At 52.2% G+C, this 19966-nt stretch carries 18 protein-coding genes; 4 read left to right on the top strand and 14 right to left on the bottom strand.

Annotated features, from left to right (window positions below; genetic code table 11):
• Nucleotides 1-64: 64 nt before the first annotated feature.
• Nucleotides 65-1375: a uracil permease gene (gene uraA / locus MHI42_RS28180; protein WP_171720876.1), complete on the top strand. Its 1311-nt coding sequence runs from the start codon at nt 65-67 to the stop codon at nt 1373-1375.
• 106 nt (nt 1376-1481) lie between these two features.
• On the opposite strand, the gene MHI42_RS28175 is transcribed toward uraA, so the two are convergent.
• From MHI42_RS28175 to MHI42_RS28150, 6 genes are all read right to left on the bottom strand, one after another.
• Nucleotides 1482-2000, bottom strand: a complete 519-nt coding sequence (locus MHI42_RS28175; protein ID WP_342421318.1) for an adenine phosphoribosyltransferase — start codon at nt 1998-2000, stop codon at nt 1482-1484.
• 87 nt (nt 2001-2087) lie between these two features.
• Nucleotides 2088-4490: a single-stranded-DNA-specific exonuclease RecJ gene (recJ, locus tag MHI42_RS28170; RefSeq protein WP_342421317.1), complete on the bottom strand. Its 2403-nt coding sequence runs from the start codon at nt 4488-4490 to the stop codon at nt 2088-2090.
• A gap of 29 nt (nt 4491-4519) precedes the next feature.
• Nucleotides 4520-5482, bottom strand: coding sequence for a cation diffusion facilitator family transporter (locus MHI42_RS28165; RefSeq protein WP_342421316.1), 963 nt, complete (start codon nt 5480-5482; stop codon nt 4520-4522).
• A gap of 120 nt (nt 5483-5602) precedes the next feature.
• Nucleotides 5603-6505 carry a protein translocase subunit SecF gene (gene secF / locus MHI42_RS28160; protein ID WP_342421315.1) on the bottom strand — a complete coding sequence of 301 codons (903 nt, stop codon included), beginning with the start codon at nt 6503-6505 and terminating at the stop codon, nt 5603-5605.
• Nucleotides 6495-7748, bottom strand: a complete 1254-nt coding sequence (secD, locus tag MHI42_RS28155) for a protein translocase subunit SecD (RefSeq protein ID WP_340783317.1) — start codon at nt 7746-7748, stop codon at nt 6495-6497. The genes secF and secD overlap by 11 nt, the downstream gene beginning before the upstream one ends.
• Before the next feature lie 231 nt (nt 7749-7979).
• Nucleotides 7980-8231, bottom strand: coding sequence for a post-transcriptional regulator (locus tag MHI42_RS28150; RefSeq protein WP_042238721.1), 252 nt, complete (start codon nt 8229-8231; stop codon nt 7980-7982).
• A gap of 211 nt (nt 8232-8442) precedes the next feature.
• Here MHI42_RS28150 and spoVB point away from each other — a divergent pair, with 211 nt between their 5' ends.
• Nucleotides 8443-10044: a stage V sporulation protein B gene (spoVB, locus tag MHI42_RS28145; RefSeq protein ID WP_342421314.1), complete on the top strand. Its 1602-nt coding sequence runs from the start codon at nt 8443-8445 to the stop codon at nt 10042-10044.
• Nucleotides 10045-10054: 10 nt separating this feature from the next.
• Here the strand turns inward: spoVB and MHI42_RS28140 are convergent, their stop codons facing one another.
• Nucleotides 10055-10858 carry a DUF421 domain-containing protein gene (locus tag MHI42_RS28140; RefSeq protein ID WP_171720870.1) on the bottom strand — a complete coding sequence of 268 codons (804 nt, stop codon included), beginning with the start codon at nt 10856-10858 and terminating at the stop codon, nt 10055-10057.
• A gap of 319 nt (nt 10859-11177) precedes the next feature.
• Between MHI42_RS28140 and MHI42_RS28135 the strand changes: the two genes are divergently transcribed.
• Together MHI42_RS28135 and MHI42_RS28130 are read left to right on the top strand one after the other, a co-directional pair.
• Nucleotides 11178-11570 carry a TIGR04086 family membrane protein gene (locus tag MHI42_RS28135; RefSeq protein WP_039294476.1) on the top strand — a complete coding sequence of 131 codons (393 nt, stop codon included), beginning with the start codon at nt 11178-11180 and terminating at the stop codon, nt 11568-11570.
• Nucleotides 11571-11686: 116 nt separating this feature from the next.
• Nucleotides 11687-12511, top strand: coding sequence for a phosphatase PAP2 family protein (locus tag MHI42_RS28130; protein ID WP_171721039.1), 825 nt, complete (start codon nt 11687-11689; stop codon nt 12509-12511).
• An 86-nt stretch (nt 12512-12597) separates the two neighbouring features.
• Here MHI42_RS28130 and yajC read toward each other — a convergent pair whose 3' ends face one another.
• The 7 genes from yajC to ruvC form a co-directional block, all read right to left on the bottom strand.
• Nucleotides 12598-12912, bottom strand: a complete 315-nt coding sequence (gene yajC / locus MHI42_RS28125) for a preprotein translocase subunit YajC (protein ID WP_042238731.1) — start codon at nt 12910-12912, stop codon at nt 12598-12600.
• 45 nt (nt 12913-12957) lie between these two features.
• The gene (tgt, locus tag MHI42_RS28120) at nt 12958-14094 is read right to left on the bottom strand and encodes a tRNA guanosine(34) transglycosylase Tgt (protein WP_039294470.1); all 1137 of its coding nucleotides are present in this window, start codon (nt 14092-14094) and stop codon (nt 12958-12960) included.
• Between the two features lie 21 nt (nt 14095-14115).
• A complete protein-coding gene (queA, locus tag MHI42_RS28115) occupies nt 14116-15144 on the bottom strand; it encodes a tRNA preQ1(34) S-adenosylmethionine ribosyltransferase-isomerase QueA (protein WP_039294467.1) in 1029 nt (342 codons plus the stop codon).
• Between the two features lie 10 nt (nt 15145-15154).
• Complete coding sequence (locus tag MHI42_RS28110) at nt 15155-17257, bottom strand: SpoIID/LytB domain-containing protein (RefSeq protein ID WP_342421313.1); 2103 nt, start codon at nt 17255-17257, stop codon at nt 15155-15157.
• A gap of 375 nt (nt 17258-17632) precedes the next feature.
• The gene (ruvB, locus tag MHI42_RS28105) at nt 17633-18640 is read right to left on the bottom strand and encodes a Holliday junction branch migration DNA helicase RuvB (RefSeq protein WP_171720867.1); all 1008 of its coding nucleotides are present in this window, start codon (nt 18638-18640) and stop codon (nt 17633-17635) included.
• Nucleotides 18641-18666: 26 nt separating this feature from the next.
• Nucleotides 18667-19290, bottom strand: a complete 624-nt coding sequence (ruvA, locus tag MHI42_RS28100; protein WP_039294459.1) for a Holliday junction branch migration protein RuvA — start codon at nt 19288-19290, stop codon at nt 18667-18669.
• Nucleotides 19287-19790 carry a crossover junction endodeoxyribonuclease RuvC gene (ruvC, locus tag MHI42_RS28095; RefSeq protein ID WP_076245182.1) on the bottom strand — a complete coding sequence of 168 codons (504 nt, stop codon included), beginning with the start codon at nt 19788-19790 and terminating at the stop codon, nt 19287-19289. The genes ruvA and ruvC overlap by 4 nt, the downstream gene beginning before the upstream one ends.
• Nucleotides 19791-19966: the final 176 nt, after the last annotated feature.

The following is a 19966-nucleotide window of genomic DNA, read 5'->3' as shown; positions in this document are numbered from 1 at the left end:
AGTAAAGGCGGTTTTTTAGCGCCAGGCTTACATCAAATTAGATCAGAAAGAGAAGTGAACTCCATTGCAACGCGAAATTCAAGTTAACGAAAGACTCCCTTGGGGCCCGGGTTTCCTCCTGAGTCTTCAGCATTTGTTCGCCATGTTCGGCAGCACAGTGCTTGTTCCCAACCTGTTCGGGGTAGATCCCGGCATGATCCTGCTGATGAATGGTATCGGCACCTTGCTTTACATTTGGATCTGCCGCGGCAAAATCCCCGCATATCTTGGCTCAAGCTTTGCTTTTATTTCGCCGGTACTTATGGTCCTGGCTAAACACACAGACGATCATGAGCATGGATATTCGCTTGCACTTGGCGCATTTATTGTTACCGGTGTTATTTTTATTCTAGTCGCTTTGATCGTGCGTTATGCGGGCACCGGCTGGATTAATGTCGTATTCCCTCCGGCGGTTATGGGCGCTATCGTAGCCACCATCGGACTGGAGCTCGTTCCTGTGGCAGCACGCATGGCCGGACTGATTGCTCCTGAAGGTGTGGCCGTCACAGACTGGATTCCGGATGGTAAAGCTATTACCTTGTCCATGGTCACGCTTGGCGTTACCGTACTCGGCTCCGTGTTATTCCGCGGCTTCCCCAAAATCATTCACATCCTCATCGGTATCGTTACCGGTTATGTACTCGCTTATATCCTGGGCCAGGTAAATACTGGTGCTATCTCTGAAGCCCATTTCCTGTCCCATCCAACGATTATCACCCCGTCTTTCGAATGGTCAGTAATTTTCACAATCATCCCTGTATCGCTTGTTGTAATTGTTGAGCATATCGGACACTTGCTGGTTACCAGCAACATTGTCGGCAAAGACCTGACCAAAGATCCCGGACTGGACCGCTCACTGATGGGTAACGGGATTTCCACGGTACTCTCAGGATTCCTGGGCTCCACCCCGAATACCACTTATGGTGAAAATATCGGCGTTATGGCGCTGACCAAGGTGTACTCGGTATACGTAATCGGCGGCGCTGCAGTGATTGCCATCCTGCTCTCGTTCTCCGGAACATTCTCGTCGGTCATTGCCAATATCCCCCAGCCGGTCATGGGCGGTGTCTCACTCTTACTGTTTGGTGTAATTGCCGCATCGGGCCTGCGTATTTTCGTAGAGCAGAAGGTCGATTTCTCCAAAGCCACCAACATGATTCTGGCTACTCTGGTACTGGTGGTAGGTATCAGCGGCATCACATTAACGGTTGGCGGTGTACAGCTGAAAGGGATGGCATTGGCGACTATCGTCGGTATGCTTCTCTCCTTGCTCTTCAAGCTGTTTGAAGTTCTTGGCCTGTCCAATGAACAGGAAACAGAGAAATCCGCTCATTAAGCCCCTTTCCATTTACCCGGTTCAACTATAATACAAAAAGCGGACTGCTGTCCTTAAATCGACAGCAGTCCGCTTTATATTTCCCGGGAAAAGTTGTCCGGGCGAATTAATCCTCGTAAGTCAACAGGGTAACCACTTCAATATCCGACAGCTTATTGCGTCCGGTCAGAGCCGTTAGCTCAATCAGGAAGGCAGCGCCGACAACTTGTCCGCCAAGCTGTTCCACCAGGCTTACCGAAGTAGCGATCGTGCCGCCGGTAGCGAGCAGATCATCGGCAATCAGAACCTTCTGTCCCGGCTGGATAGCATCCGTGTGTACAGCAAGGGTATCTTTGCCGTATTCCAGATCGTATCCCACTTCAATCGTCTCGTAAGGAAGCTTGCCGCTTTTGCGGATGGGCACGAAGCCAACACCCAGTGCGTACGCCAGCGGTGCGCCTACTACAAAGCCGCGCGCTTCCGGTCCGGCAATGACATCAATCTCCAGATGGGCAACGAGAGCCTTAAGCTCATCAATAGCCGCACGGTACTTGGCGCCGTCTTTAAGCAGGGTAGTAATATCCTTAAAGCTGATTCCCGGCTGCGGGAAATCCGGAATCACACGAATACTGTCTTTGAAATCCAAAAGTATCATCTCCTAAAAGTTATGAGGATAGGTTATCCTCACCTGAATTCTCTGTAAAAGCTCTTACTCGAAAGCACGCTACACCCGTTACGAGGCGCCTAACCGGCGTGACAGCATGAATTCCTGCAGTTCGCCGCGGCTGCCCTCCATGAAATACTGCTCCATTTCAGCAGTCTTGCCCAGCCTGATGAAGTGCTCTGACGCCGTCAGGCTCTTGGCGGCCGGCTGTGTGACAAAGGTAATGCTGCCGCCGCTGCGTTCAATGAAATCAAGCTCAGCGAACACATCAAGCATCCTGCCCAGCATACGCACACCCAGTGCAGACTGGCGGCTGAGCCGCAGCAGCACTTCATGCTCGGGGGTTGCGGTTGCTGCGATCGAGGCGATCAATTTATATAATGACTTGAAATGATCCCGCGTAGGAACCTGCAGCCGGTCACGGCCGTCGCGGATCGAATGCAGCAGGGCAATATTCTCTGCGCGGGGAAACGCAGTGAACAGTGCTTCCAGCTGCTCCGGCGTTTCCGGCATATCCAGCAGACAAAGGAGTGTTATCTCTGCTTCGTCATTCCCCGGCTCACCCTGATGCAGCGGTGAAATTCCGGCAGCCTCATCGTAGACCCACAGCGACATGCCCTTCAGCTCGCGCAGTGGAGACCTGCGGCTGTTCTGAAATACCGCCGCTGTCTTAACCGGGCTGCTGCCGTTATACGAACGGAGCAGCTCCTGAATATGCGCTGCCTGCTTAACTGCATCGGCAGCACCGCGCAGGTCGAACAGCTGCGCGGCAGGCACTGCAAGATCCTGCAGCATCAGCTGAGGCTTGCGTGAGCCGTTCCATTCATTGACCGACAGCTCGGCCAGCACATCAATGACTGTCCCATCAGGCAGCAGATCAGCCAGGGATCCCTTGCCGAAGGCCACCGCTTCGATCGTTACCTTATCCTGCTGCAGGACAAGCTTCAGATGTTTGCCGTCCTGACCCATCTTGCGGGTCTCCTTCACAGCAGCTCCGCGCAGTATGAATCTCGGCAGCGGGTTAGCCATCCCGAAGGGGGCAAGCCGCTCCAGTTCAAGCGCAGCCTGCAGTGACAAATCAGCAATCGAGACCTCACCGTCTGCAGCCGTCACGGCTACAAAGTCCTCCGGTGTCAGGATAGATGCAGCATATGCATTAAGCGCTGCATCAAAGTCTTCAAGCTTGTCCTGCGGCAGGCTCATTCCGGCCGCAGCCGGATGCCCGCCGAAATGGTCCATTAGTCCGGCGCATGAGGATAACGCCGCATAGATATCCAGTCCGGGGATCGAGCGGGCAGAGCCTTTGCACATCCCTGTATCCGGGTAAATATCCAGAATAATAACCGGACGATAATATTTTTCCAGCAGCTTAGAGGCCACAATCCCGACAACACCGACATTCCAGCCCTGCTCAGCCAGCACAATAATATCCGGAAGCCCGGTTTGACTGATTCTCTGCTCCAGCTTGGCCGTAGCTTCCCCTACAATTCTCTCCACGACCAGTTGACGTTCCTTATTCAGGAGGTCAAGCTCTCCGGCAAATTGTTCAGCCTCTTCAGCATCTGCGGTAGTGAGCAGTGTGACCGCCCGGCCTGCATGGTCCAGCCTTCCGCTGGCATTGATGCGCGGCGCCATGCCGAAGGCAATATTAACAGCGCTCACGGTGCTCATCGTAATCCCGCTGACAGAGAGCAGCGCCCGGATTCCCGGAAACGGCGAATTCCGCATGCTGGTTAGCCCCCGGCGCACTAGACTCCGGTTCTCTCCAAGCAGCGGCATCAGATCCGCAACGGTACCGATAGCGGCAATCTCACACCATTCTTCAGGAACTTCGCTGCCAAGAAGGGCCTCGGCCAGCTTGTAAGCTACCCCCACTCCGGCCAGCCCCTTGAAAGGATACGGGCAGTCCGGCAGCTTCGGGTTAATGAGTGCATAAGCCTCAGGCAGCAGCTCCGGCGGCTCATGATGATCTGTGACTATGACATCAATGCCCAGCTCTGAAGCGTAGGCAATCTGCTGGAAGGCACTGATACCAGTATCCACAGTAATAACGAGAGATACTCCCTGCTGCAGCGCCCAGTCGAGCGCATGATTATGCAGACCGTAGCCTTCATTGGAACGATGCGGGATATAAATGTCAAAAGAAGCGCCCAGATGACGCAGAAGAAAGATCATCAGCGAAGTACTGGACACCCCGTCTGCATCATAATCGCCATACACCAGAATATGTTCTTCATCTTGCAATGCCTTTCGAATCCGTGGCACAGCCTCGGCCATTCCTTTGAGCAGGAATGGATCATGACTATCCTCCGCTCCGCCATCCATGAATACCAGCGCCTTATCGGCAGTATCCATGCCTCTTTGCACGAGCAGTGAGGACAGAAGCGGAGAAATAGAAAGGCTCCGGGCCAGTTCCCGGTTTTTCTCGGGATCGGCTGCCGGAGATTGCCATCTTGTTTTTGAATGAAGCAATACAGCTCACCTTTCTCTCACCTTGCAGACTACTGAAGCAGCGTGGGAATATCATTATCCACGAGCTCATGGTTGCTTTTATAGGGATAACCCGGGTCATACGGCACAACATCCATTTGAACCTCGCCTACATGAACGAACCGGTGCTGCAGCAGCTTCCGGGCGCATTCCGAGATATCCTGGGCTTCCATCACACTAATCCGCGGATTTACGCTGATCTTGACATGAAGATTCACATAACTGCCTTCCTCGATTGCCTTGAGCTGCTCCACCCGGATGACTCCATGCACACGCTGGACGGTCTCAATGAAGCTGGCGGCCTCCTCGGAAGGAAGCTCCTGAATCTTTTTGCTGTAGACAGAGGAAGTAATCAGAGAATAGCCTTTGCGGATAACCAGACATCCGGTCAGCAGTGCGGCAATCGGGTCCATATACAGCATTGGATGCCAATTGAAATACCCGCCCGTCATGGCCAGAGCTATACCTATAAATACGGTTATGGAAGTATATAGACTGAAACGGTGGGTATCCGCATACGCGGCATGACTGCCATCGTTCTTTTTTTTATAATAACGGTACTGATATTGAAAGATAGCCTCTTTGAACACAATGCAAATCAAGACGGTTACAAGTGCCGACTGCCCAGGTGCCGATAAATGTCCCCGGGTTAAATCACGAATGGCCGAGAAAGCAATCTGCAGCCCGCCCATAAGAATAAGCACAGAAAAAAGAATGGCCGCCATCGGCTCTTTATTTCGTTGACCGGCCCGGCTGCCTAATGATCCTGCATACTTGTGACCCTGCTTCGAGTTCCACGGAATAACCCCTGCCAGCTTGGCGGCGGCATCTGCTCCGGAATAGATGGCATCCCCCATCAATGCTTTGCTGCCTGAAAGATAGCCGAAGGCGCCTTTGGCCAGAGCCAGCATAATATCACTGAGTATTCCGGTCCAGGCAACGGTGTCTCTTGCAGCTAATTGTTTGTCATTCATAACGAGGTCCTCCTTACCACTAGCAAGTAATCTCATGATGATGAAGCCGGCTTAAGATGCTGATCCAAAGATTCCGAAAAGCCGCGTCGCTTGTGACGCGGCTTTCCTGAAACTTAAGTTTTAGGCTTTGGCCGGGTTGCTCTTTACCGGTGTCTTCTGGCGTTTCTTGAGCAGCAGCCAGAGCGGACTTGCAATAAAGATCGAAGAATAGGCTCCGAAGAGCAAGCCGATTACCATGGCAAGCGAGAACATTTTGATCGACTCTCCGCCCATAATCAGCAGGAAGAATGCGGCAATAAATACCGTAAAGGCTGTATACAGAGAGCGCATAAGGGTCTGGGACACACTCTTATTGACCAGTAACTTAAGATCCTCATACGACTTCTGTTTCCCGAACCGCAGGTTCTCGCGGATCCGGTCGAAGATAACGATCGTATCATTAATGGAATAACCGATTATGGTCAGCACCGCGACAATGAAGGTTATGTCTACCTCCAAACGGAAGATGGAGAAGACCGCTACAACCATAAATGCATCATGGAGCAGCGCCACGATGGATGCCAGTGCGAACCGCCATTCAAAGCGGATACTCACATAAATAATAATCCCGATACTGGACAGAAGCACCGAATAGATCGCATTGCGGGCCAGTTCCTTAGCCATTTCTGTATCTACTGTGTTGACTTCGAAGGATGCCTGATCGTCAATCTTGGTGATTGCTGCTTTCAGGGTTTCACTCTGAGTATCATCCAGCTCTTCATCGTAGCGGATGTTAACCCGCTGATCTCCGATGGTAATGGTAGGATCATGGCCGATTCCTGCTTCATCCAAAGCCGGCTGCAGCTGAGCCAGCGTGATGCTCTTGGAGAGGGCAACGTCCACGTTGGACCCGGCCTTGAAATCAACGCTGTAATTCAGGCCGAAGGTCGCCAGAAAGACCAGACCAGCCACCGTAATGGCGATGGAGAAGATATAGAAAAACTTGCTTAAATGTACGAAATCAAGCTCTTTCTTAAAGCGCACTGATGTCACTCTCCTTTACCCCAAATTGCTTCGGCTTTTTGAGTGCGCCGGCTTTAACCAGCACTGTCAGCAGCCAGTGGGCAAAATAAAGGTTTGTTACAATACTAAGTACAATTTCCACGATCAGAATCAGCGCGAAGCCTTTAACCGCACCTGTACCGAAGGCGAACATGACAGCCGCTACAATGATCGTAGTGACATTCGCGTCCATTACGGTACGGAATGAAGTTTTGTTACCTGCTTTGACGGAAGACAAAATACTCTTACCGCTGCGCATTTCTTCCCTAATCCGTTCATTGGTAATGATATTGGCATCGACCGCCATCCCTATACCGAGAATGAACGCGGCAATACCGGGAAGGGTCAAGGTAAAATCAGCTATAACGAACACCAGAATCAGCAGCCAGGTATGAAGAATCAGCGCGAAGCTGGCCAGTACACCCGGAAGACGATACATAAACATCATGAAGACCAGAATGATCAGGGAACCTACAATACCTGCTTTAACCGTTTGGTCAAGAGACTGTTTACCAAGTGTTGCCCCTACGCTCTGGGAATATTTCTCCGTAAGCTTCAGCGGCAATGCACCGAGATTGATCGTATCTGCGATCTCACGGGCCTCATCTAGTGTATAGCCCCCGGATATGGAAGCTTTACCATCGGTCAGCACTGCCCTAACATAAGGAGGATCGGACAACAGGGTCTCATCCAGATAAATGGCGAGTTGCTTACCCAGCAGACGCTCGGTAATTTCCGCAAACTTATCTTTGTCCTTAATAGAGATGCTGATCTCCGGACGGTTGAGGTTATCGCGTTGCACGTCTGCCGCGCCTTCAACAAAATCACTGCCTACCAGTTCAATCTTGCTGAAGACTCCGGGTGCATCACCATCAGCGGCACTGCGGAAGGTCAGAACTGCCGGTTCTTTCATTTTCTTGCGGACCTCGGCTTCGTCAGTAACGCCCGCAATCTTCAGACGGATGCGGTCCGTACCTTCGGTTGTAACCTCAGGCTCGCTTGTTCCGAGTGCATTCGCCCGTTTTTCCAGGCTCTCCGCTGTTTTTTGCAGCGAAGCACGGGTCAGGGTTCCTCCCGTATCCATAGGCTCGGCGTGGTACAGAATCTCAAATCCGCCCTTCAGGTCAAGACCTAGACGGACCTTGTCCAGCAGCCCGGGAGTTGTAAATCCCATGACGCCCGTTAGAACGACCACGGTAATGATAAAGCTCAACATTCTCTTCATGCTCTAGCTAGTTCCCCTTTCATTACTCAATATTCCTATTATAGCTACGTGCGAAATCACCGTCAATTCAGGAGGAATGACGGTGCCGGATTCACACAAAGAAACGGCCGGTTCTGCTTCTGGGCACAAACCATCCGTTTGGATAGGAACTGTTGAATTACTCTTCTCTTACTTTACTGCTTCCTGTAGCCGTTTGCAAAAGAAAATCGTTCCTTTTGGCAAATTAGGCCGTCAGTTCAACCCCCGGTAGGCCGCAATGGTCAGGTAATTCATGTAACTGCCTGATTTCAGCGAATAAATATCATTGACCAGTTTATGCAGAGGAGGTCTTCCTTCCTTAACATAATTACGGCTGACACAATCCCAAATATCCTTACCGGTCACATATTCATAGCCGAGGAGGCGGAATTCCTCCGCTTTGCTGATGCACATGGCTTCGATTTCTTCACTAAGCTCGTCATATCTCCATTGTTCCGATTCCACGTGTTGACACCTCCAAAGATTCCCCGTTACGTATGCTCAGAGATAAATATTCGACCCCTCTGCCGCTCTTTCCTTCTTTCGGCCAAAAACTTGTCATATGGAAAGCTTGTCATGGAGTTGACCTGTAGCAGCATATCCTTATACAAGCCTGCTTGGGAGAGGAACAAATTCACCGGAAGTTTTCATCTAATTTGGGAAGAAGGAGTGCCCTTTGAGGAAACAGACCTTTATACAAGGAACATTAATCCTGTTATTTGCAGGCATCATTAACCGGATGCTTGGTTTTATTCCCCGGATTGCTTTGCCGCGGATCATCGGCGCCGAAGGAGTAGGACTATATCAGCTTGGATATCCGTTCTTTATCGTACTGGTAACCGTTATTACCGGCGGGCTGCCGCTGGCAATTGCCAAAATGGTTGCTGAAGCAGAAGGAGAGAACCGGCCGGAACAGTCCCGCAAAATCCTGCATACGGGCCTGGCAATCAGCCTGACGCTCGGTATTTTTTTCACCATTGTAGCTCTGCTCAGCGCCTCATGGGTATCAAGCGTTATCCTGACCGACCAGCGGGTATATTACACCTTTGTCAGCATGACTCCAATGATTGCAATCGTGGCCGTTTCGTCCATCTACCGCGGATATTTCCAGGGCAGGCAGAATATGCTTCCCTCGGCGTTTTCCTCTGTGCTGGAATCATTCATCCGGATCTTCTTTATGCTTTGGTTTTCCTGGCTGCTGCTCCCGAAAGGAATTGCTTTTGCGGCGGCAGGTGCGATGCTGGGCGTTACTGTGGGTGAGATTGGCGGAATGCTGGCCCTGCTGCTGCAATATTATTATATCGTCAAAAAGGACAAGAATGAGGCTCCGCCTCCTGCCGGAACGGCTGTTTCCGGTAGCTCTGCTGAGTCCGGAGATGAACCGCAGAGACAACCAGGGAGTGTGCTTAAGCGGCTGATCGGCATCTCTGTACCTGTAACCGCCGGACGTTTGATCGGATCCTTCTCGTATCTGCTGGAATCCATCATTACCGTGCGCAGCCTGGCCCTAGCCGGAATAGCCGCCGCGGCTGCAACTGCACAATATGGTTCCCTGCAGGGAATGGTTATCCCGCTGCTGCTGCTGCCGGGTGTGCTCAGCTCCTCGCTGGCCGTGTCCCTCGTCCCTTCCTTATCCGAGGCAGCTGCCAGGAATGACCTGCCCACGATTCATAAAAGAATGCATCAGGCCCTGCGGCTGGCTATGGTAACGGGCGCTCCGTTTGCTGCTGTTATGTACGTTCTTGCCGTACCGTTATGTACACTGATGTACGGCAATGCAGCGGATACGGCACCTATGCTGCGGATGATGGCACCGTTCGCTTTATTCCTCTATGTCCAGGCCCCGCTGCAAGCCGCACTTCAGGCAATGGACCGCCCGGGGAAGGCACTGGTTAATACACTGATTGGTGCGGTCGTCAAAATCCTGCTGATTCTGCTGCTCGCCTCCAGGCCGGAATACGGGATTCAAGGAGCCATCATCGCCATTATTGTCAATAGCCTCCTTGTGACTATACTGCATGGATACAGTGTTATCCGGCTGACAGCCATGTCCTTAAGATGGTCGGATCCGGTCAAAATTATAGCGGCTACGATCATCATGGCTGCCGGAATGTCTTACGTCTATACCTCAGTTCACGTCTCCTCCTCACAGTGGATACAGTTTCTGGCAGCCGCTGCCTGCGGGATGGGCGTATACTTTAGCATTTGCCTGTTATCAGGCCTGATCTCCAGGCGTGATCTGGAGCGAGTACCTTTCTTCAAACGCTGGCGCAGCTAACATCTTCTCCTTATCTGGAGCCGATCGGGTCAATATATATCTGCCCCTTATGATCAATTGAGCATAGGAAAACATCACGGAAATCGGAGACACCCTTCTGGCGGATCTGGGTTCTAAGCCAGAATCTGTTCTTGCCGATCATCTCCAGATTGTCGTCCTGCACCTTTCCGTCCATAATCAGCGGAATCGGGAGACCTTCGTAGCGGATTTTGTGCTTCGGAAGCTTAACCGTACTTGAACTGTCTGATTTATCAGAATTATCTGAACTGCGGGAGCTCTGCTGGTCTCCGCTGTTCTGTTCTTTCTGCTCCGCGCCTGAACTGCTGTTTCCTGATTGATTGCTTGAAGATACCCCTTTATTCTTTTCAATTACAGTAAGCTGCCCGCTGGTTTCAAGAATGGCGAACTCTACATCAGCCGGACTGTCGATGTTCTGCCCTCGGAGCTGCAGCAGCAGGTCATCAATATTATATCTCTGTTTACGCATCTCGCCCCGGTGCAGCTTGCCGTCCGAAATAAGAATACTCGGCTTGCCATCCACCAGCAGGCGAAGCTTCCGGCTCTTCAGACTGAGCTGTGCGACCAACACCTGAATCAGAACCAGCGTTGCCATGGGCACGAACCCGTCATAGATGGGCCGCTCGATATCTTCAATTACAAACACAGCAATCTCAGCAATCATAATTGAAATCGTGAGGTCAAACACCGACAATTTGCCGATCTCCCGTTTGCCCATGATCCGCATACTCAGGAAAATGAAGATATACATCAGCACGGTCAGAAAGATGTGGGCAGTAATATGCTGGAACAACATATTCTCTTCGCTCCCCTTCCGCTTCTCACCCGGCGGCTGAGAGCCATAACGGGCGGATTAATGTACCCCTATTCTGACCTGCCTGCCAAGGGAACATTCGGAAGCCTGCTGATTAATTACTGGTAAAAGTCCTGTCTGCCATTCTTGTACTATTGGGGCAAGCCTTCCCATACAATGATTAGTACCAGCTCAGGCAGGACACTTTTTTCAAAGCCCAACCAGAAAGTACCGCAAGCAAACTTAGCGTATGCTTTCCAAGCCAGTTTGTAAGGAGCCCGTCCAGGAAGTAACGCAAACAAACTTTTAGGAGGTTTTACCCATGTCGTTAATTAGGCGTCTATTCTCATGGAAAATATCTAGTCCTGTATTGTCGGGTTTATGCCGGTCGTTCCTGTGGATGCTGCTGGGCGCATTCGTTCTCTCCCTGCTGCTCTGGGGCAGCGGACTGCAGGAACAGGATCTTACCATGTACACCTATATTGTACACGGCATAGCTGCCGCTTTCGGAGGCTTGACCGCAGGCGGCAGAGCTTCAAGCAAAGGCTGGTATCAGGGAGCACTCACTGGCGCATTCTATGGATTGATAGTTCTGCTGATCGGATTCCTGGCGCTGGACAGCGCACCGGCAGGGATTGATTTCCTCTGGGTACTGGCTGCAGCAGGCATTGGTGCACTCGGGGGAATATTTGGGGTTAATTTGCAGAAATCCTAATTAATATAATTTTTCGAAATTTGAAACCTATCCTTGAAAATATGTTACACTGAGTGCATCTGACTTCATATGAGGGATTTATCAAGGAGGCTTTGAATGCTTTGCTTTACCAGTCCATGAATCTTGTAGTTGTATACACCGTTGCCATTGTAGTGGTATTGATTTGGATCGGCGCCCGGCGCAATCCGCTAATGGCCCTAGTTGAAATCGGGAGAGAGCTGCTGCGGTCCTATAAATTCACTCTGATTATTATAGGAATGTTCAGCGTGCTTGCTCTGAATAAATATGAGCTGCAGATCGAGCGGAAGATGCACCTGACTTCGGATTACACAGCCTTTGTCTTTGGTCTCGAGGGCCACTTTGTCAGACATGTGCAAGAGCTGTTCTATACGCCTTGGCTGACCCCAATCATCGTCTTCTTCTATATCTTCATGCTGCAATCGGTGCTCGCCGCCTCGCTCGGTATCTATCTGCTGGATAAGAACCGCGTGATGCTCTATGCGACCTGCTACACGATCATGATAACCTATGCCGTTGCTATTCCCTTCTATCTGTATTTTCCGGTAAATGAAGTGTGGTCCTATCTGCCCGCAGGGGTGCGATTTACCATGCTGGATGTTTTTCCGAAGTTTGAACAGGAGTACCGGCCGCTATCGGGCCTTAACAACTGCTTCCCCAGCCTGCATACTGCCATTTCCGTATCCATGGCGCTGCTGGCCTACCGTTCCGGCAACCGCCGCTGGATGGTGATTAGTACAATTTCGGCCGTTGCTATCGTCTTCGGAATATTCTATCTCGGTATCCACTGGCTGACCGATATGCTCGGCGGCACTTTGCTGGCTGTTCTGTCCACAACTGTCGCAGTGCAGCTCGCCAAACTTACCCTGCGCAGCGGGGAAGAACGGCTGAGAGTACGAAGCCGGGCTACGGATGTGCGTTAACATCAACCTTTGAACTGTATAATGCAAAAAAAACCGGCGTTCTCTTTCGAGAGACGCCGGTTTTTATGTAATTTGGTGCAGACAAATCAATCTTTGTCTTCTACTTCCACGACAGAGTGACTGATCGAACCCCGGTCAAAGGTCAATCGGGTCACGTCATTAACCCGCAATACAACGATGTCATCAGAAATCTCCATAATTGTTCCGTGAAGACCGCCGATAGTAACTACCTTATCGCCTTTTTTCAAAGACTTGAGCATTCCGTTGCGTGCTTTGGTTTTCTTCTGCTGCGGACGAATCAGCAGGAAGTAGAAAACAACAAACATAAGTACAAATGGACCTACCAGGCCAAGAATATTGCCTCCGCCGCCTGAAGCTGCTGCCAGTTGAAAATGTGACATATCATTCCCCCCTTTCCAAAAAATTTAACATATCACCCAGTACTTTTAGAAGCCTTTTAGATTATCATATAATCCGTATTGTGCAAAAAACTCATCGCGAAAATCAAGCAGCCGATCTTCCATGATGGCTTCACGCACTTTACGCATCAATTCCAGCAGGAAGTGTAAATTATGGTATGTCGTTAACCGCAAGCCGAAGGTTTCGTCGGCTTTGATCAGATGGCGCAAATAAGCGCGGGAATAATTCCGGCAGGTATAGCAATCACACTCCGGATCAAGCGGCCCGAAATCACGGGCATACTGCGCGTTGCGTACAACGAGTCTTCCCTGACTGGTCATCGTCGTTCCATTGCGGGCAATACGGGTAGGCAGAACACAATCGAACATGTCTATTCCGCGGATTGACCCTTCCAGCAGCGCATCCGGTGAACCTACGCCCATTAAATAGCGCGGTTTCCCTTGCGGCAGCAGTGGAACTGTATAATCCAGCACTTCATACATTAGCTGCTTGGACTCTCCGACGCTGAGCCCCCCAATAGCATACCCCGGGAAATCCATGGAAGTCAAATCTGCGGCGCTCTGACGGCGCAGATCCTCGTGCATGCCCCCCTGTACGATTGCGAACAGCCCCTGATCATTAGGACGTGCATGGCTTTTGAGGCATCTTTCTGCCCAGCGGGTGGTGCGTTCAAGTGACTTTTTGACGTATTCATATTCTGCCGGATAGGGCGGGCATTCATCGAAGGCCATCATAATATCGGAACCGAGTGCATTCTGGATTTCCATCGCTACTTCCGGCGAGAGAAACTTCTTGTCCCCATTTAAATGGGAGCGGAAATGAACGCCTTCTTCGGTAATCTTGCGCATGTCGCTCAGCGAGAATACCTGGAAACCGCCGCTGTCAGTCAGGATAGGCCGGTCCCAGTTCATGAATTTGTGCAGACCGCCGGCTTCGCCGATGATCTCATGGCCCGGACGAAGGAACAAATGGTAGGTATTACTCAGAATAATCTGCGCATTCATTTGCTTAAGCTCTTCAGGGCTCATTGTTTTGACGGTGGCTTGTGTGCCTACCGGCATGAAGGTTGGTGTTTCAATGATTCCATGTGGAGTATGGACTCTTCCGAGCCTTGCTCCGGACTGCTTACAGGTCTTAATGTGTTCATAAGTGATTGCTGCCATAGGTTTAACCCTTCCTCTTGCTTAATAAATGAACATTGCATCGCCAAAGCTGAAGAACCGGTACTGCTGCTTAATCGCTTCTTCATAGGCGGCGAGAATATGCTCCCGGCCGGCCAAAGCGCTCACCAGCATGACCAAAGTAGACTTCGGCAGATGGAAATTGGTAATCAGTGCATTGACGACAGTGAATTCGTAGCCGGGATAGATGAAAATATCCGTCCAGCCGCTTGATGCCTTGAGCGGTCCGCCCGCCGCTTGTCTCCCGGCCGTCTCAAGGGTCCGGCAGGAGGTGGTGCCGACAGCGATAATTCTTCCGCCTCTGGCTCTCGCGGAGTTCAGCATCTCTGCTGTCTCTTGGGATAATTCGTAATATTCGGCATGCATCACATGCTCTTCCACGGTTTCTACCGACATCGGACGGAAGGTGCCGAGACCTACATGCAGGGTAATATAAGCGATATTCACACCGGCCGCTGCAATCTGCTCCAGCAGCTCTTGAGTGAAATGCAGTCCCGCCGTAGGGGCGGCCGCCGATCCTTCATGCCGCGCGTAGACTGTCTGATAACGTTCGCGGTCATCCAGAGTTTCCTTAATGTACGGAGGAAGCGGCATCGATCCGAGCCTGTCCAGTATCTCCTGGAAGATTCCCTGATAGATAAAGCGCAGCGTCCGGCCGCCCATATCCGCTTCGTCCTCTATTACGGCGCGAAGCTCTTCGCTGAAGATAATCACCGCTCCGGTCTTCAGCTTCTTGCCGGGCTTAACCAGCGCTTCCCAGCGGTCTTCACCGAGATTCTTCAGCAGCAGAACCTCTGCCTTCGCCCCGGTATCCTCCTTGACACCGAACAGTCTGGCCGGAATAACTCTCGTATCATTCAACACCAGCGTATCTCCGGGACGGAATTGCTGCAGTATATCTGTGAAATGCCCGTGTTCCAGTTGACCGTTCTCCTTGTTTACGAGCAGCAGTCTGGATGAGCTGCGGTCGGCAAGCGGAGTCTGGGCAATCAGTTCCTCCGGCAAATTAAAATCATAATTATCTACATTCATGATGGGATCTTCATTCCTTAACTATAGTAACGTTATTAAAATAGTGTTGCAATATTTGACGATAATCATACCCGCTATCTGCCATGCCCTTTACGCCCCATTGGGACATGCCCAGGCCGTGCCCGTTGCCCCAGCCGATGAAATAGAATCCGGGACTGCTGGTGACCACTCTGGAAGATTGATCAGCACCCATGACTACGGTTCCGCTGCCATTTGCAGTAACTTTGCCGGTTGCAGAGAGCACTCCAGCGCTTGTCGAACTGCCAATTGTGGCTGTAGTGCCGTCAGCGCCTAGTACAGTATAACTGCCTGCCGGGACAATATCAAACAAAGTACTGGGCAATCCGCCAAAGGATGAACGGAACAGATCCGGGTATTTCACCTGCAGAATCTGGCCGTTAGCCTTGACTTCCACCGCTCTCCCCGAAGGGCCGCGCTTAGTCACCTGGAGACTGGTTATGGAAGACGGAAGAGCGTTGCTTGTTTTGCCGGACAGGCTTTTGAGCAGCTCTGCCGAGGTATACGGCCCTTTGATCCAGCTGTAGCTGCCGGATTCATAGACCTGGCCCAGCACTACGGCGTTATCGCCAGGGTTCAGCTTGCCTGCGGGAGTAACACTGCTCTCAATAATAGGCAAAGGCCGGATATTCACATCCTTGGTGGTTGCCGTAGCCAGCGGAAGTCCAGCCGCCGTTGTGTTCCCGGTCAATTTGATATTGTCTTCACGGGCATAACCGGAAATGCCGCTGTTCAGCAGCACATAATACCACTTTTTAGATGAAGCAACTGCCGCAACATCCTCGGCACTGGCTACACTGACGAAGGTATCGCCGCCGTTGTTCCATACTTCAGACGGATCTGCAGTAACGCCGCCGCCGTTGGAAGAGAACACGGCTTCTACTATTTTGCCTCCGCTCATCAGCACTTCGCCTGCAGTAGCATCCACTGCCTTGGTAATGACCGGAGCTTCAGCGCCTATGCCGTTATACACCTGGCTCAGCGTGGTATCGACAACATTGGCTACATCGAAGCGGTTGCCCTGGGCCAGCGCATAGCTGCGCGCCGCAACGGCCTGGGCTTTGAGCGCCTCTTCCGGCCAGCCGGATGAAACCTCTCCGCCGACAACCGCATACAGATATTGCTCCAGCGGCACTACGTTGATTACCGACAATGAACCGTTCAGATTGCCCAGCTCCAGATTGCCGCGGTAAGTACGCTTGGATCTCTCCGTAAGCAGAATCCCCTTCTCATTGCCGGCGGCCGTGAACTTCGCGTCGCTTCCGGATAACAGATAATGAAAGGCCTGGACTTCACTGCCGAAATCAAGTCCTGCATCCATCCGAATAATCAGTCCCGCTGTACCTGCCGCCACCGGCGACAGAACAAGCTGCGGGAGCAGTGCAGCTGCCGAGGCAGAGACCGCTGCAAGATCGCTGTCGCTCGCCGCTTCGCCTACCCAAACTTCAGTCCGTGCACTGCCGCCTTCTCCGGACACGAATACCGGCCAGGCATCGAACCCGGCAGCGGTTAGGCTGCCGACAACCGCCTGCGCTTCCTCAAGAGTCGCGTAGGAACCTGCGGACAGATGTCTGGTCCCGGTAACAGCCGGGGTCTGTCCTTCCGGAAGGCTTACTCCGGCTTTCATCACGGAGGTCAGCCCCGTTTTGGCGGCAGCTTCACTGGCATAGCTTCCAGTATATAGCTGATACACCTTGGCTCCGCCCCGTGATGCCATAAACAGCTGGGGTTTATCGGAGGTAGCCTGGAGCTTCTTGGCTGCATCCGCTGCCACCTGCCAGGTTGGCGTTTCCAGCACCTTCACCCGGTAACCGTCCAGACTGACACGGACTTTATTCTGGGCAGGAACCGACAATAGAGGTGTTCCGGCCTGCGAGAGCAGGCTGAAGCCCAAATCGGACTGCAGCGTGACCAGCGGTACGGTAGATTTATATTTGCTGCCAATATCGGCATACAGTGCAACCCGGATCGCCCCGCCAGTATCGGCGTGAGTGGTACCCGCAAAGGTCAGAAGGCTGCCTGCTACCAGTGATACGGCCAATACTCCGCGGCCCAGCAGCCCTAACCCTGTTTCTTTCCACCTGGCAAGATTCATTGTAGGCCTCCTAAAAAATTTTGAGAGTATCTGCTGCCTGACTAGGCTTCGTTCCAAACCACCTTCGGAAGCATACTCTTAATTGTGTTATACAAAAGGCATTCTAGACTGTAACCATTTAAGCAACCGGTCGGCGCTTATGTGACGAACGTTTTATTCAACTTCTCGCACCTATTCCATTGCAAAGAGCATTCAAATTCTTAAGCTTCTCACTTGTATAGATCCCCTAGATATCTGGCGGTTGGGACAGATTGTTGTATGAAATACAAGATTTGTCCCGCCAAACCGCTTGGAGGAGAAGAAATGTTGCCTTTGATACAACAATTCGGGAATTATAGCCGGGATCATACGAAAAATGTTGTATTATGGGCAGCCTCAGTTCTGCTGCGGAGGAAGCGGAAGTCCCAGATGATGATAGGCCGCCGGGGTCACTATGCGCCCGCGCGGCGTGCGCTGCAGGAAACCGATCTGCAGCAGATAGGGTTCGTATACATCCTCAATAGTCTGGCTCTCTTCGCCTATCGTAGCGGCGATGGTATCGAGCCCGACAGGTCCGCCGCGGAAGGAGCTGATCATCGACTGCAGCATCTTGTGGTCGATGTTGTCCAGTCCGCGCGGATCTACCTGAAGCATCTTCAGCGATTCAGCGGCAATCTCCGGCGTAATAATACCGTCGCCGCGGACCTGCGCATAATCGCGCACCCGCTTCAGGAGACGGTTGGCAATCCGCGGAGTCCCCCGGGCCCGCAGGGCAATCTCTTCCGCAGCATCGCCCAGAATCTCGATGCTGAGCAGCTCGGCGTTGCGGGCTACGATGAAGCTCAGCTCATCGATTGTGTAGTACTCGAGCCGGCTGACTACGCCGAAGCGGTCGCGCAGCGGAGCGGACAGCAGCCCCGCGCGTGTCGTTGCTCCAATGAGCGTGAAGGGCGGCAGGTCCAGCCGCACCGAGCGGGCACTTGGGCCTTTGCCGATCATAATATCCAGCGCGAAATCCTCCATCGCCGGATACATAACCTCTTCCACCGTGCGGTGCAGGCGGTGGATCTCATCAATGAACAGCACATCGCCTTCCTGGAGGTTGGTCAGCAGCGCGGCCAGATCACCCGGCCGCTCAATTGCCGGACCGGAGGTGGTCCGCAGATTCACACCCAGCTCATTGGCGATAATATTCGCCAGCGTTGTTTTGCCGAGACCCGGAGGCCCGTACAGCAAGACATGATCCAGCGCTTCGCTGCGCATCTTGGCGGCTTCAATATATATTTTCAGGTTTTCTTTCACCTGGTTCTGGCCGATATATTCACCCAGATAACGGGGCCGCAGACTTAATTCAACCGCCTGCTCGTCCATCATCAGATTTGCTGATATAATCCGGTCATCCATTATTCCTCACTCCGTTCTTCAGGGACCTATTTGGCTATAAAAAGCAGCCCCAGCGCCTTCTTCATCAGCACGTCAACCGGTCCGGTATCCGTTCCCTCTTGCTTCATCTTCAGCCATACGCGGTCCAGCTCGGTATCGGTATAGCCCAGCGCCTTCAGGGCATCCCTGGCCTCTTCCCACGGGAGTGCCTCGGCCTTAGCCTGGGCTTCAGCCGCTACAGCGAACAGGCCTGTCTGCAGGGCAGCGCCGCCGAAGCCGTCCAGCTTGTCCTTCAGATCCAGAATCATCCGCTGCGCCGTCTTCTTGCCGATGCCCGGCAGCTTCGTCAGGAAGGTGATGTTCTCCTGATAGATCGCCGAGATCAGCTGATCCGGAGTTCCGCCGGTCAGAATGCCCAGCGCCACACGCGGGCCGATGCCTGACACCTCGATCAGCTTGCGGAACAGCTTCTGCTCCTCACGGGTCGGGAATCCGAACAGGAGCGTCGCATCCTCACGGGTCTGATAATGAATGAAGATGGTCACCGGACCCTCCACCTTGGCAAAAGCATACGGATTCGGGCAGAAGACCCGGTATCCTACGCCTTGAACATCCAGTACTACATATTCTGACTCCAAATGTACAACCGGTCCTCTTAGGAAATCTATCATTTTCGCAATACCTCATTTAATTTGGAATTAAGACTCACGGAATGGGCGTGGCATACCGCCACCGCCAGTGCATCCGCCACATCATCGGGCTTCGGTACAGCCGACAGCTTAAGGAGCAGCTTGATCATCTCCTGAACCTGTTTCTTCTCCGCCTTGCCGTACCCTACTACTGCCTGCTTCACCATCATAGGAGTGTATTCCGCCACCGGCAGCCCGCGCTGCACGGCCGCCAGAATCAGCACTCCGCGCGCCTGCGCCACCGGCAGGGCCGTTGTCACATTGCGGCTGAAGAACAGCTTCTCTACCGCAACCGCATCCGGCTTATATTTATCAATCAGCTGTACCATGCCTTCATAGACATGCAGCAGACGTTCTTCTTCCGGAGTATGCGCCTCAGTCTGGATGCAGCCGTACTGGACCGGAGTCAATTTGTTACCAACCTTATCTACAAAACCAAAGCCGACAATCGCCAGCCCCGGATCAATCCCCAAGATGCGCAAGATCCTTCTCTCTCCTCTGTGCCAGGGCAGAATAGCCCCTGCGGGTTCATCCATGAATCCGCCCTAAAGCGAACATATGTATTCCTTCTACCCATTATAGCAAAAAAATTTCCCCGGGGAGACAAAAACTTTGTCCCGGGGAAATTAAAATCAGGCTGCTATTTCAAACAAAAAAA

Source organism: Paenibacillus sp. FSL E2-0178, from assembly GCF_038593005.1.
GTDB lineage: Bacteria > Bacillota > Bacilli > Paenibacillales > Paenibacillaceae > Paenibacillus_AQ > Paenibacillus_AQ phytohabitans.
Note: the sequence above shows the minus strand (reverse complement) of the source record. Positions and strands in the feature narration are given on the sequence as shown.

Bases quoted from the DNA above. Each gene is read 5' to 3' on its own strand.
- MHI42_RS28135 (WP_039294476.1), top strand. From the start codon at position 11,178: ATGTCGTTAATTAGGCGTCTATTCTCATGGAAAATATCTAGTCCTGTA.
- MHI42_RS28130 (WP_171721039.1), top strand. From the start codon at position 11,687: ATGAATCTTGTAGTTGTATACACCGTTGCCATTGTAGTGGTATTGATT.
- ruvB (WP_171720867.1), bottom strand. From the start codon at position 18,640: ATGGATGACCGGATTATATCAGCAAATCTGATGATGGACGAGCAGGCG.
- MHI42_RS28110 (WP_342421313.1), bottom strand. From the start codon at position 17,257: ATGAATCTTGCCAGGTGGAAAGAAACAGGGTTAGGGCTGCTGGGCCGC.
- tgt (WP_039294470.1), bottom strand. From the start codon at position 14,094: ATGGCAGCAATCACTTATGAACACATTAAGACCTGTAAGCAGTCCGGA.
- yajC (WP_042238731.1), bottom strand. From the start codon at position 12,912: ATGTCACATTTTCAACTGGCAGCAGCTTCAGGCGGCGGAGGCAATATT.
- secD (WP_340783317.1), bottom strand. From the start codon at position 7,748: ATGAAGAGAATGTTGAGCTTTATCATTACCGTGGTCGTTCTAACGGGC.
- MHI42_RS28165 (WP_342421316.1), bottom strand. From the start codon at position 5,482: ATGAATGACAAACAATTAGCTGCAAGAGACACCGTTGCCTGGACCGGA.
- ruvA (WP_039294459.1), bottom strand. From the start codon at position 19,290: ATGATAGATTTCCTAAGAGGACCGGTTGTACATTTGGAGTCAGAATAT.
- queA (WP_039294467.1), bottom strand. From the start codon at position 15,144: ATGAATGTAGATAATTATGATTTTAATTTGCCGGAGGAACTGATTGCC.
- MHI42_RS28140 (WP_171720870.1), bottom strand. From the start codon at position 10,858: ATGTTGTTCCAGCATATTACTGCCCACATCTTTCTGACCGTGCTGATG.